Here is a 12,926-nt window from a genome sequence, read left to right as displayed (position 1 = left end):
GCATCGTTCCCCAGTCATGTCGCTTTACACCATTACCGGCGCGCAACTCGCGTTCGGTCACGTCGCGCTCCTCGATCACGCCGACTTCTCGCTCGAACCCGGCGAGCGCGTCGGGCTGATCGGCCGCAACGGCGCGGGCAAGTCGTCGCTGCTCAAGATCGTCGCCGAACTCGCCAGGCCCGACGACGGCCTCATCACGCGTCAGCAGCATCTTTCGACCGTCTATGTGCCGCAGGAACCCGAGTTCGATGCGGATGCCACGGTGTTCGATGCGGTCGCCTCGGGGCTCGAAGGCGTGCGCGCGCTGCTCGACGAATACGACGTCGTCGCGCACCGTCTCGCCGACACGCCCGAAGGCGTGGAGCACGATGCGCTGCTCGCGCGCATGAACGCGCTGCAGTCGTCGCTCGATGCGGCCGATGCCTGGAACTGGCGCACGCGCGTGTCGACAACGCTCGCGCAGATCGGCCTCGACGGCGACGCGCGCGTGGGCGCGCTCTCGGGCGGCATGCAAAAGCGCGTGGCGCTCGCGCGCGCGCTCGTCGTGCAGCCCGACGTGCTGCTGCTCGACGAGCCGACCAACCACCTCGACTTCGACGGCATCCGCTGGCTGGAAGACCTGCTCGTCTCGCAGCGCGCGAGCCTGCTCTTCATCACCCACGATCGCGCGTTCCTCGACCGCGTGGCGACGCGCATCGTCGAACTCGATCGCGGGCGCCTGCTCTCGTATCCGGGCAATTTCACGCAGTATCAGGAACGCAAGGCGCAGCAGCTCGAAGTGGAGCGCGTCGAAAACGACAAGTTCGACAAGCTGCTCGCGCAGGAAGAGGTGTGGATCCGCAAGGGCGTGGAGGCGCGGCGCACGCGCAGTGTCGGGCGCATCGCGCGTCTCGAGCAGATGCGCAACGAGCGCGCCGAACGCCGCAACGTGCTGGGCAACGTGAGGCTCGACGTGGCGCAGGGCGAGAAGTCGGGCAAGATCGTCGCGGAACTCACCGATGTCGTGAAACGCTACGCAGACCGAGCCATCGTCGACCGCTTTTCGACGATCGTGATGCGCGGCGACAAGATCGGCTTCATCGGCCCGAATGGCGCGGGCAAGACCACGCTGCTCAAGCTCATCCTCGGCGAGCTTGCGCCCGATGAGGGCACGGTGCGCGTCGGCACGAACCAGCAGGTCGCGTACTTCGACCAGATGCGCGCGCAGCTCGACCTCGAAAAGAGCCTCGCCGACACGATCAGCCCCGGCAGCGACTGGGTCGAGATCAACGGCGCGAAAAAGCATGTGATGAGCTATCTCGGCGACTTCCTGTTCGCGCCGGAGCGCGCACGCTCGCCGGTGAAGTCGCTCTCGGGCGGCGAGCGCAACCGTCTGCTGCTCGCGCGCCTCTTCGCGCGGCCCGCCAACGTGCTGGTGCTCGACGAGCCGACCAACGACCTCGACATTCCGACGCTCGAACTGCTGGAAGAACTGCTCGCCGATTACGACGGCACCGTGCTGCTCGTGAGCCACGATCGCGCGTTTCTCGACAACGTGGTGACGTCGGTGATTGCCTCCGAGGGCAACGGGCTGTGGCGCGAGTATGTGGGCGGCTTCAGCGACTGGCAGACGCAGAGCGCCCGCTCGCAGGAGATCGCCGAGGCGCGCGCGCCGCGCGACGCCGCGCCGGTCGCGGCCGCGCCGAAGGACAGCGCGGCGGGGCGCAACGCGCAGCGCACCGTGAAGCTCTCGTTCAAGGAGCAGCGCGAACTGGAGGCGCTGCCCGCGCAGATCGAGGCGCTGGAGACGGAGCAAAAAGCCATCGGCGCCCGGATCGAGGAGGGTTCGATTTTCGTGAAGGATGCCCAGGAGGGCGCGCGGCTCACCGAGCGCTACGCGCAGATCGACGAGGAACTGCTCGTCGCGCTCGAACGGTGGGAAGAGCTGGAGAGCAAGCGCAAGTAAGGGTAAATAAGCGCAAATAAGCGCATCGAGCGAGGCGGCCATTCGAAAAGGCCGCTTTTTTCATCCGGTGCGAGCGTTGCCGGGCCGGCGCGCCGGTATCGAGCGACCTTACCCGGCTCCGAACCAAATTGCCGCGCAGCACCAAATCAGTACAATACCTGGCGAATCGGCTCGCCGCGCATCTGCCTGCGCGGTGGGCATGCCACTTCACCCCGTTGTTTCGTTTCGCTTTTTTTGAAAACTCAACGCGTTATCCACGTAGATGTCCACAGAGGCTGTGGACATCTGGGCGGAAATCCGACGGACCACCATGTCTACGAAGAAGTCAAGCGCTGCGTACAGCGAAGCGTCGATCAAAGTGCTCAAGGGCCTCGAGCCCGTCCGGCAGCGGCCGGGCATGTACACGCGCACCGAAAATCCGCTGCACATCATCCAGGAAGCCATCGACAACGCCTCCGACGAAGCGCTCGGCGGCTATGGCAAGCGCATCACGGTGACGCTGCATGCCGATCAGTCGGTCTCCGTCGAGGACGATGGCCGCGGCATCCCGTTCGGCCTGCATCCCGAAGAGAAAGTGCCCGTCGTGGAAATCGTGTTCACGCGGCTGCATGCGGGCGGTAAGTTCGATAAGGCCGCCGGCGGCGCGTATACGTTCTCGGGCGGTCTGCATGGCGTCGGCGTGTCGGTGACCAATGCGCTTTCGAAGCGCCTCGACGTCACCGTCTGGCGCGACGGCAAGGTCGCCGAAATCGGCTTTGCCGACGGCAACGTGGCGAGGCCCCTCACCACGCGCAACGCCGCGCGCGACGACAAGAAGAGCGGCACGCGCGTGACCGCGTGGGCCGATCCGAAGTATTTCGATTCGCCCAATCTGCCGTTCGGCGAGTTGCAGCGTCTGTTGCGCTCGAAGGCGGTGCTGCTGCCCGGCGTCGAAGTCGAACTCATCAACGAGAAGACGGGCGAGCGTCAAAGCTGGAAGTACGAAGACGGCCTGCGCGGCTATCTGCTCGAAGGCATGGGCGGCAGCGAGCTGCTGATCCCGCTGTTCGAAGGCGAGCTGTATGCCGATCACGCGCGCACCGGCGACGACACTTTCGCCGATGGCGAAGGCGCCGCCTGGGTCGTCGCGTGGAGCGAGGAAGGCTCGCTCACGCGCGAATCGTATGTGAACCTGATCCCGACGCCCGCGGGCGGCACGCACGAATCGGGCTTGCGCGACGGTCTTTTCCAGGCCGTGAAGAGTTTTGTCGAGCTGCACAACCTTCAGCCGAAGGGCGTGAAGGTGCTGCCCGAAGACGTGTTCGCACGCGTGTCGTTCGTGCTCTCGGCGAAGGTGCTCGATCCGCAGTTCCAGGGGCAAATCAAGGAGCGCCTGAATAGCCGCGACGCCGTGAAGCTCGTTTCGTCGTGCTCGCGTCCCACGCTCGAACTGTGGCTCAACCAGCACGTCGAGCACGGCAAGAAGCTCGCCGAACTCGTCATCAAGCAGGCCCAGGCGCGCACGCGCGCGGGCCAGAAGGTCGAGAAGCGCAAGAGCTCCGGCGTGGCCGTGCTGCCCGGCAAGCTCACCGACTGCGAATCGACGGACATCGCGCGCAACGAGCTGTTCCTCGTCGAGGGCGATTCGGCGGGCGGCTCCGCGAAGATGGGCCGCGACAAGGAATATCAGGCGATCCTGCCGCTGCGCGGCAAGGTCCTCAACACGTGGGAGACCGAGCGCGACCGCCTGTTCGCCAACAACGAAGTGCACGACATTTCGGTGGCGATCGGCGTCGATCCGCACAGCCCCGACGACAGCGTCGATCTCTCGAACCTGCGTTACGGCAAGATCTGCATCCTCTCGGATGCGGACGTCGACGGTTCGCACATCCAGGTGCTGCTGCTCACGCTGTTCTTCAAGCACTTCCCGCAATTGATCGAGCGCGGCCACGTGTGCGTGGCGCGTCCGCCGCTCTTTCGCGTCGATGCGCCCGCGCGCGGCAAGAAGCCCGCGCAGAAGCTCTATGCGCTCGACGAAGGCGAACTCGACGCGATCCTCGACAAGCTGCGCAAGGACGGCGTGCGCGACACGCAATGGACCATCAGCCGCTTCAAGGGCCTCGGCGAAATGAGCGCCGAGCAGCTCTGGGACACGACCATGAACCCGGACACGCGGCGTCTGTCGCCGGTTTCGCTCGGCGAACTCGACTACGAGGCCACCGTCGCGCGCATGACGATGCTGATGGGCAAGGGCGAAGCGGCGTCGCGCCGCTCGTGGCTCGAAGAGAAGGGCAACGAGGTCGAAGCGGACATCTGACGCGCGTGCCGGGGTTCGCACCCGCTTGCACACACGTCTGGACAGGAATACGGACTGACTGAATATGGACGATCTTTTTGCTGAAGTGACGGGCGGCGCCGAAGGCGACACGCTGACGCTCGGCCACTACGCGGAGCGCGCGTACCTCGACTACGCGGTGAGCGTTGTGAAGGGCCGCGCGCTGCCCGATGTCTGCGACGGCCAGAAGCCGGTGCAGCGGCGCATTCTCTACGCGATGAACGAGATGGGCCTCGGCGACAACGCCAAGCCCGTGAAATCGGCGCGCGTGGTCGGCGACGTGCTCGGCAAATATCACCCGCACGGCGACCAGTCGGCGTACGACGCGCTCGTGCGGCTCGCGCAGGACTTTTCGATGCGCTATCCGCTCATCGACGGCCAGGGCAATTTCGGCTCGCGCGACGGCGACGGCGCGGCGGCGATGCGTTACACGGAAGCGCGCCTCACGCCCATCGCGAAGCTGTTGCTCGACGAAATCGACATGGGCACGGTCGGCTTCATGCCGAACTACGACGGCTCGTTCGAAGAGCCGAAGACGCTGCCCGCGCGCTTGCCGATGCTGCTTTTGAACGGCGCGTCGGGCATCGCGGTGGGTCTCGCCACGGAAATTCCGTCGCACAACCTGCGCGAAGTCGCGGCGGCGGCGGTCGCGATGATCCGCAATCCGCAGATCACGCACGCCGAGATCATGGACAAGCTGCCGGGGCCGGATTTCCCGGGCGGCGGCCAGATCATTTCGAGCGAAGCGGAAATCGCGGCGGCGTACGAAACCGGGCGCGGCAGCTTGAAGGTGCGCGCGCGCTGGAAGATCGAGGATCTCGCACGCGGCCAGTGGCAACTGGTGGTGACCGAACTGCCGCCGAACACGTCGTGCCAGCGGGTGCTCGAAGAAATCGAGGAGCTGACGAACCCGAAGCTCAAGCTCGGCAAGAAAACCCTCACGCCCGAGCAGCTGCAGAGCAAGCAGTCGATGCTCGCGCTGCTCGACGCGGTGCGCGACGAATCGGGCAAGGCCGCGCCGGTGCGCCTCGTGTTCGAGCCGAAGACGAGCCGCATCGACCAGAGCGAATTCGTGAATTCGCTGCTCGCGAACACGAGCCTCGAATCGAACGCCACGCTCAATCTCGTGATGATCGGCGCCGATGGCCGTCCGCGCCAGAAGGGCATCGGCGAGATCCTGTACGAGTGGATCGGCTATCGCTTCGCGACGGTCACACGCCGCACGCAGCATCGCCTGACGAAGGTCGACGAGCGCATCCACATCCTCGAAGGGCGGATGATCGTCTTCCTCAACATCGACGAAGTCATCCGCATCATTCGCGAGTCGGACGAGCCGAAAGCGGCGCTCATCTCGGCGTTCGGTCTGTCCGACCGCCAGGCCGAGGACATCCTCGAAATCCGTCTGCGCCAGTTGGCGCGGCTCGAAAAGATCAAGATCGAGAAGGAACTCGAAGCGCTGCGCGACGAAAAGGCGAAGCTCGAAGAGCTGCTCGCGAACGAAGCGTCGATGAAGCGCGTCATCGTGAAGGAAATCGAAGGCGACGCGAAGCAATACGGCGACGACCGCCGCACGCTGATCCAGCAGGAAAAGCGCGCGTCGTTCGAAGTGCGCGTGGTGGACGAGCCGGTTACCGTGGTCGTGTCGCAGAAGGGCTGGGTGCGCGCGCTCAAGGGCCACGGGCTCGACAGCCAGGGCTTCACGTTCAAGGCCGGCGACGCGCTCTATGCGGCGTTCCAGTGCCGCACGCCCGATCCGCTCATCGCGTGGGGCAGCAATGGCCGGGTCTATTCGATTTCGGTCGCGCAACTGCCGGGCGGGCGCGGCGACGGCGTGCCGGTCACGTCGCTGATCGAACTCGAAGCGGGTTCGCATCTGCTGCATTACTTCGCGGCGGGCGCGGACCAGCATTTGCTGCTCGCGTCGAGCAACGGCTTTGGCTTCATCGCGAAGATTGGCGACATGGTGAGCCGCGTGAAGGCGGGCAAGTCGTACATGACGATCGACGCAGGCGCGGTGCCGCTTGCGCCGATGCCGGTGCTGCCGGGCGCGCTCCAGGTGGCGTGTCTGTCGTCGGGCGGGCGGCTGCTCGTGTTCGGCCTCGACGAGATGAAGACGCTTTCCGCGGGCGGCCGCGGCGTGACGCTCATGCAGCTCGACGACAAGGAGAAGCTCGTGCAGGCGCTCGCGATCGGCGCGGCGGGTGTGGTGCTGGTCGGCACGGGGCGCGGCGGCAAGCCGGGCGAGGATCTGATGGCGGGGCCGGTGCTCGCGCCGCAGATCGGCAAGCGCGCGCGCAAGGGCCGCGCGCCCGATTCGAAGCTCAAGCAGATCTTTTCGTTGCGTCCGGTGTTGCAGCCGTAAAGCGCAGTGAAAGTAAGGGGCAGGGCGGCGGGCGACGCCGGTGCGATGCGCGAGCGCGACACAGGTGCCCACACTCTGAACGTGCCTTTACGCGACATGAAATAATCGCGCGCTAACGCTTTCGCGTTGTTCGCAGGCGTACTGCCGTCCCGTCAAGATTACAAAAGGAATCTGAAGCATGAATCACGCGCTCGGAATCGCGCTCTTTTTGCATCTGTTGAGTGTTGCCGTCTGGGTGGGCGGCATGGTGTTCGCACTCTTCTGTCTGCGCCCCGCGCTCGAAGATCTCTCGCCGCAGCTACGGCTGCCGCTCTGGGAGGCCGTGCACAAGCGCTTCTTCAACTGGATCGGCGTCGCGGTGATCGTGATTCTGCTGACCGGCGGCTACATGCTGATGGTGTTCGGCGGCGCCGGGGCGCCCTGGCAACTGAACGCGATGGCGGCGCTCGGCTCGATCATGATGCTGCTCTTCGGCCACATCATTTTCGTGGCCTTTCCGGCCATTCGCCGTGCCGTGCAGGCGCAGCGCTGGCCGGACGGCGCACGCGCGGTGGTTACCGTGCGCCGCCTCGTCATGTTCAATCTCGTGCTGGGTGTGCTGACGATCGGCATTGCCGTGTCGGGGCGCGGGTTCTGATCGATTTGTTGTTTTACCGCGCGGGTCCGGTGCTGTTTGCCGGCCCGCGTTTTGCCGTCTTGAAGCCGCCAGGCTGCGGTGAATCACTGCCGCGAATCGCTGCGGCGAATCACTGAATGAAGCGTCGAATGAAGCGCCCGCTGTGGCGCGTTTATCGATGCGGTTCGTCGCTCAGGCGTTCTTTGTGCCGGGCCGCTTCCGCGGGCTGCGCACTCCCGCACACGCCGAAGCGCTCGATCAGCGCGGCCACGCCCTCTACCGGCACGGGACGCGAGAACAGGTAACCCTGTGCCTCGATCGGCCCGAGCGCCGCAAGCCACGCAATCTGTTCTTCGGTCTCGGTGCCTTCGACCACCACCGTGAGGCCGAGCGAGCGCGCCAGATTCACGATTGCCGAAACCATTACGCAGACACTGCGGTCGGCTGGAATCGCCTGCACGAACGTACGATCGACTTTGAGCGTATCCACCGCGAAGCGGTTCAGATACGAGAGCGACGAGTAGCCCGTGCCGAAGTCGTCGAGGGCCACGCGCACGCCGAGGCGCTTCAGCGCGAAGATTTTCTCGGAGACGAGATCGGGGTACTCCATCATCGCCGTTTCGGTGATCTCCAGTTCGAGCCGGTGCGCGGCGATGCCCGTTTCCTCGATTGCGCGCGAAACGGTTTCGTAGAGATCGCCGCGCCAGAACTGGACCGCGGAAATGTTGATGGCGAGCGTGAGCGTTTCATAGCCCTGTTGCTGCCATTGCGCGAGTTGCGCGCAGGCCGTGCGGATCACGTAGTCGCCGACGGGCACGATCAGGCCCGTCGATTCCGCGACCGGAATGAATTCGCCCGCGGCGATGAGCCCGTACTGCGGATGGTTCCAGCGCACGAGCGCCTCGAAGCCGGTGATGCAGCGCCGCCGCAAATCGATCTTCGGCTGGTACGCGAGGAAGAGCTGCCCTTCGGCCAGCGCCACGCGCAATTGCTGTTCCCACTTCATCAGATGGTCGGCGCGATGCGCGAGCTGCGGCGAGTAGAAGCGAAAGCAGTTGCGGCACGCTTCCTTCGCGGCGTACATCGCGAGGTCGGCCTTCTTCAGCAGATCGATTTCGCTTTCGTGCGCAACCGCGTAAAGCGCGATGCCCGTGCTCGCATGCAGCACGAACGTGCTGCCGCGCACGTCGAACGGTTCGGTGAACGCCACGCTCGTTGCTTCGGCGATGGCGACCGCGCGTTTCTCGATGATGTCGCCTTTGACGATCACGACGAACTCGTCGCCGCCGATGCGCGCGAGCGTGCCGCCCGGTCCGACCGCCTCGGCAAGCCGCGCCGCGCTCATCTGCAAGACGATGTCGCCCGCGTTGTGGCCGAGCGTGTCGTTGACGGTCTTGAAGTTGTCGAGGTCGATGAAGAGGATCGCGAGGCGGCCCACGTTGCCCGGCTGCGAAACTTCGAAGCGCAGTTGCTGCAGCGTCGCATAGCGGTTGGGCAACCCGGTCAGCGGATCGTATTGCACGAGTTGCGACATCTCGCGCTCGCGCCCGAGCAACTTGCCGATCAAGCCGGTTGCGACCGCAAGGAAGGACAGCATGGCGAGCGAGATGAACGCCGCCATCAGCAGATAGACGTTGCGCGTGTGATGGAAGTCGCCGAACTCTTCGGCTTGCGAAAGTCCGACGAGCACGCCGAGCGGATAGCCGTCGATATGCCGGTACGACACGATGCGCGTGACGCGGTCGAGCGGATCGACGTAGGTGCCCGAAACGTGCTCGGAGATCGGGTACGCGCCGCTCGCCGAGAACGTGCCGCTCGGGCGTCGCGCGTTGCCGGTGCGGCGCGCGAGCACCGCGCCCGTGTCCGAGATCACGGCGATCACGCCGTCGCGTCCGATGGCCGCGTTGTTGTAGAAGTCGCTCGTGAAGTAGCCCGGATCTTCGGAGACCACCACGACGCCCGCGAACGAGCCATCGGGATGATTGAGCCGGCGCGTCATCTGCACCGTCCATTGGCCGGATATGCGGCCGAGCACGGGCTTGCTGATGAAGAGCTGGTCGTCGTTCTCGTGCTCGTGCACGCGAAAGTGCTCGCGGTCGGAAAGATCGACCGGCTTCGGATCGGGATCGACGGTGCTCGCGACGAGCGTGCCGTGTTCGTCGATGAGCGAGACCTGCACGAGCGAGTCGCTCTGCACGACGCCCTTTTCGACAGTCTTCGCGAGATTGAAGGTCCGCGGCGATTTCTCGAACTCGTATTTCACGAAACGCGTGATCTGGTCGACCTGGTGGATCGCCTTGACGGTGTGCTGTTCGAGTGCGGCGGAAAGGAGCGCCGCCGACGCCGTGGCCTCGCGCATCGCCGCGTCCTTCTCGACCGCGAGGCGCGTGAAGATCACGGCCCAGAGCAGGATGAGGACGAGTACGCCGAGCAGCGGGATCGCCAGCAGCGCGCGAGGGCGCGCGAAGGCCGGCGCGGGCGTTGCATGCAGGCCCGGCTCGCGCGAAAACGGACCCCCGGCCGGGCTCATCTCGATCGGTGCACGCGTGATTCGGCTCGACGCGGGTGCGGCAGCCGGGACAGCAACGAAGCGCTCGGATTCATCTGCGGCATGCTCTGGGGAAAGGTCGAGACGCGCGCGGACGAGGCGCGCTGAACGGTGACGCGGGGCGCGTTTCGGCACCCGATGTCGCGATATTAAAGGCTGAGGATTGTTTGCGAAAGGGTTAGCGGATGGGGTATACGCGAGGCCTGTTGCCGTGCGCCCACGATGTCGAAGCGTGCTGCATAGATGTTCGATCACGCATCGTTCGCGGGTGCGCCCGAATGCGTCGTGCGTACCGTTTTGCGCATGCGGCCCGTTGCTCAGGGCAGGCGGCAGGTACCGTCGATAACGGTAAGCGAAGCACCGCCGATCCAGACCTTGTGAGCCTCGTCGTCGTAGTCGATCGTGATGCGGCCGTCGCGTCCCATCACGGTGCCCTGGCGCACCGTGTAGCGCGTGCCGGGACGCAGGTTCTGCTGTTCGAGCAACATGGCGATGGCGGCGTTGGCGCTGCCCGTGACCGGATCTTCGCCATTGCCGAGGCCCGTCATCAGGCAGCGGACTTCGAACGTGGCCGGGCCGCCGGCCGCGTGCGGACCATAGGCGGCGAGGCCGTGCGCGCCCATGCTTTCGGCGATGGCCGTGAACGCCTGCAGGTCCGGCGCGAGTGCGAGCACGGCATCGGCCGATGCAAAACGCACGACGAGCCACGGCGCGCCGTTGTTCACGGCGCAGGGCGCCGCGTCGAAATCGATGGCATCCGAGCGCAATGCGGCGCGCAGCGCGTCGTACTGCGCGGCGGGCAGCGGTGTTACGCGCATGGGCGGCGCGGCAAATGCCCAGGCGCCTTCTTCGCGCGCGGCCAGTTCGACGAGACCCGCGCCGCACTCCTGCACGAGGCGGCCCGGCGTCTTCGGTACATAGCCGCTTTCGAGGAGCGCATGCGCGGTGCCGAGCGTCGGGTGCCCCGCGAAGGGCAACTCGCCGCGCGTCGTGAAGATGCGGACGCGATAGTCGGCGCGCGCGTCGCCGGGCGCGAGCAGGAAGGAGGTTTCGGAGAGATTGGTCCAGCGTGCGATGGCCTGCATCTGCGCGGTGTCGAGCGCGTCGGCGTCGAACACCACGGCGAGCGGATTACCCTTGAACGGCGCCAAGGTGAACACGTCGACCTGTTTGAAGCGGACGCTGCGAAAAGTCATGGCGGGAGGCACCGGCGAGGAAGTGAGGGCGGAAGCGCTGTGCGACGCGAAACTGCGAGGGTGTGGCGTTCAGCATGCCGGGTGCGCGCTGGCGGGCACGGCATGCGTCAAAACCAGCGGGCTTCGCGCAACGCACGAGGCCCGGATGCTGCAACCGAACTGGCCTGAGGCTTACGCGACTTCGGCGATCAGATCGATCTCGACACACGCGCCAAGCGGGACCTGCGCGACGCCGAACGCCGAGCGTGCATGCTTGCCCTTCTCGCCGAACACATCGGCGATCAGTTCCGACGCGCCGTTCGTGACGAGGTGCTGCTCGGTGAACGTGAGCGACGAGTTCACGAGGCTCATCAGCTTGACGATGCGCTTGATGCGGTTCAGGTCGCCGGTATGGGCGTGCAGCGTGGCGATGAGATCGATGGCGATCGAGCGTGCCGCGGCCTTGCCCTCTTCGGTGGTGAGGTTCTCGCCGAGCTTGCCGGCCCAGACCTTGCCGTCCTTCTTGGCGATGTGACCGGACACGTACACCGTGTTGCCGCTTTGTGCGCTCATGACGTAGGCCGCGGCGGGCGCGCCTGCCTGCGGCAGGGTGATGCCGAGTTGTTCGAGACGGTCGTAGACGTTGATGTCAGCCATGATGAAAAATCCTTGTGCGAAATTGTGTTTGTTGGTGCTTCGTGAAGCCGTGGAAACAGGGGAATAAAGCGTTCGTCGTCAGGTCCGTGCGCGAATCAGTGCGCCGAGCTTCGCAACGCCTTCGTCGATCTTCTCGGGCGGCACCGTGACGAACGACAGGCGGAGCGTATTGTGCCTTGCTTCGTTCGCAAAGAACGGCGCGCCCGGCACGAAGGCCACATTCTGTGCAATGGCTTCTTCGAGCAGCTTCATGCTGTCGATGTGCGCGGGCAGGTTCACCCAGACGAACATGCCGCCTTCGGGCTTGTTCCAGCTTACGCCTTCGGGCATGTAGCGCGCGAGCGCCGCGTGCATCGCCTCGCACTGGTCGCGGTAGAGCGCGCGGATCTTCGGGATGTGCGTGTCGAGAAAGCCGTCCTTCACGACCTCGTGGACGATGCGCTGCGTGAAGCTCGGCGTGTGCAGGTCGCTCGCCCGCTTGGCCTGCACCAGCTTGAAGTGCAGCGCCTCGGGCGCAATGATGTAGCCCACGCGCAGGCCCGGTGCGAGCACCTTCGAGAACGAACCCAGATGAACGATGTGTTCGGGCGCCATCGAGAGCAGCGTCGGCAGCGGCTTGCCCGCGTAGTCGAGCGCGCCGTACGGATCGTCCTCGATGACCGGGAACGGTGCGTGCTGCGCGAATGCGGCGAGCGCTTCGCGGCGCTCGAGCGGCAGGCGTCGGCCAGTCGGGTTCTGGAAATTCGGAATCGCGTAGAGGAGGCGCGCGTCTGCGGTCAGTGCGGGCGTGAGACTTTCGGGCACGAGGCCGAGGTCGTCGGTCGGCACCTGCACATAGCGCGGCTCGTAAAGCGAAAACGACTGGAGTGCGCCGAGGTAGGTGGGCGTTTCGACCAGCACGGGGCTGCCCGGCGACACGAGCACCTTGCCGAGCAGATCGAGCGCCTGCTGCGAGCCGGTCGTGATGAGCACCTGCGATGCACGGATCGTCGCGCCGCCCACCGAGTAGCGCCCGGCCACCCATTCGCGCAGCGGCAGATAGCCTTCGGTCGCGCTGTACTGGAGCGCGGCGGCGGGATTGTCGCGCAGGATGCGGTCGGCCGCGACGCGCATGGCCTCGGCGGGGAAGGTGGACGGTGCGGGCAGGCCGCCCGCGAATGAAATGATCTCGGGGCGCTCTGTGACCTTCAGGATCTCGCGAATTGCCGAGCTTGTGAGCTTGATGGCGCGCTCGGACAGTTGCCAGGCGCGGGCGCCCTGAAGTTCGCTTTGATCCATGAAAGTCTCCTGTAAAGGGTTGTCGATAGAA

8 protein-coding genes are annotated in these 12,926 nt (G+C 65.5%); 4 read left to right on the top strand and 4 right to left on the bottom strand.

Annotation, left to right across the window (positions count from 1 at the left end):
• The first annotated feature begins 16 nt into the window (after positions 1-16).
• From ACFPTO_RS16765 to ACFPTO_RS16750, 4 genes are all read left to right on the top strand, one after another.
• Positions 17-1,945, top strand: a complete 1,929-nt coding sequence (locus tag ACFPTO_RS16765) for an ATP-binding cassette domain-containing protein (RefSeq protein WP_377712884.1) — start codon at positions 17-19, stop codon at positions 1,943-1,945.
• A 310-nt stretch (positions 1,946-2,255) separates the two neighbouring features.
• Positions 2,256-4,241: a DNA topoisomerase IV subunit B gene (locus ACFPTO_RS16760; RefSeq protein ID WP_377712882.1), complete on the top strand. Its 1,986-nt coding sequence runs from the start codon at positions 2,256-2,258 to the stop codon at positions 4,239-4,241.
• A gap of 64 nt (positions 4,242-4,305) precedes the next feature.
• Entirely contained in the window at positions 4,306-6,621 is a 2,316-nt protein-coding gene (gene parC / locus ACFPTO_RS16755) for a DNA topoisomerase IV subunit A (RefSeq protein ID WP_377712880.1), read from the top strand.
• A gap of 178 nt (positions 6,622-6,799) precedes the next feature.
• Positions 6,800-7,258 (top strand): CopD family protein, encoded by a 459-nt coding sequence (locus ACFPTO_RS16750; protein WP_377712878.1) that lies wholly within the window; start codon positions 6,800-6,802, stop codon positions 7,256-7,258.
• Positions 7,259-7,409: 151 nt separating this feature from the next.
• On the opposite strand, the gene ACFPTO_RS16745 is transcribed toward ACFPTO_RS16750, so the two are convergent.
• The 4 genes from ACFPTO_RS16745 to ACFPTO_RS16730 form a co-directional block, all read right to left on the bottom strand.
• On the bottom strand, positions 7,410-9,767 hold the full coding sequence (locus ACFPTO_RS16745; RefSeq protein ID WP_377712876.1) for a bifunctional diguanylate cyclase/phosphodiesterase: 2,358 nt from the start codon (positions 9,765-9,767) through the stop codon (positions 7,410-7,412).
• 335 nt (positions 9,768-10,102) lie between these two features.
• Positions 10,103-10,981, bottom strand: a complete 879-nt coding sequence (locus ACFPTO_RS16740; RefSeq protein ID WP_377712874.1) for a PhzF family phenazine biosynthesis protein — start codon at positions 10,979-10,981, stop codon at positions 10,103-10,105.
• Positions 10,982-11,152: 171 nt separating this feature from the next.
• The gene (locus tag ACFPTO_RS16735) at positions 11,153-11,617 is read right to left on the bottom strand and encodes a RidA family protein (protein ID WP_377712872.1); all 465 of its coding nucleotides are present in this window, start codon (positions 11,615-11,617) and stop codon (positions 11,153-11,155) included.
• Positions 11,618-11,695: 78 nt separating this feature from the next.
• The gene (locus ACFPTO_RS16730; protein WP_377712871.1) at positions 11,696-12,895 is read right to left on the bottom strand and encodes an aminotransferase-like domain-containing protein; all 1,200 of its coding nucleotides are present in this window, start codon (positions 12,893-12,895) and stop codon (positions 11,696-11,698) included.
• Positions 12,896-12,926: the final 31 nt, after the last annotated feature.

The sequence above is a fragment of the Paraburkholderia denitrificans genome, from assembly GCF_042655705.1.
Taxonomy (GTDB): domain Bacteria; phylum Pseudomonadota; class Gammaproteobacteria; order Burkholderiales; family Burkholderiaceae; genus Paraburkholderia; species Paraburkholderia denitrificans.
Note: the sequence above shows the minus strand (reverse complement) of the source record. Positions and strands in the feature narration are given on the sequence as shown.

Coding starts and splice junctions, on each gene's coding strand:
- ACFPTO_RS16765 (WP_377712884.1), top strand. CDS start 17: ATGTCGCTTTACACCATTACCGGCGCGCAACTCGCGTTCGGTCACGTC.
- ACFPTO_RS16760 (WP_377712882.1), top strand. CDS start 2,256: ATGTCTACGAAGAAGTCAAGCGCTGCGTACAGCGAAGCGTCGATCAAA.
- parC (WP_377712880.1), top strand. CDS start 4,306: ATGGACGATCTTTTTGCTGAAGTGACGGGCGGCGCCGAAGGCGACACG.
- ACFPTO_RS16750 (WP_377712878.1), top strand. CDS start 6,800: ATGAATCACGCGCTCGGAATCGCGCTCTTTTTGCATCTGTTGAGTGTT.
- ACFPTO_RS16745 (WP_377712876.1), bottom strand. CDS start 9,767: ATGAGCCCGGCCGGGGGTCCGTTTTCGCGCGAGCCGGGCCTGCATGCA.
- ACFPTO_RS16740 (WP_377712874.1), bottom strand. CDS start 10,981: ATGACTTTTCGCAGCGTCCGCTTCAAACAGGTCGACGTGTTCACCTTG.
- ACFPTO_RS16735 (WP_377712872.1), bottom strand. CDS start 11,617: ATGGCTGACATCAACGTCTACGACCGTCTCGAACAACTCGGCATCACC.
- ACFPTO_RS16730 (WP_377712871.1), bottom strand. CDS start 12,895: ATGGATCAAAGCGAACTTCAGGGCGCCCGCGCCTGGCAACTGTCCGAG.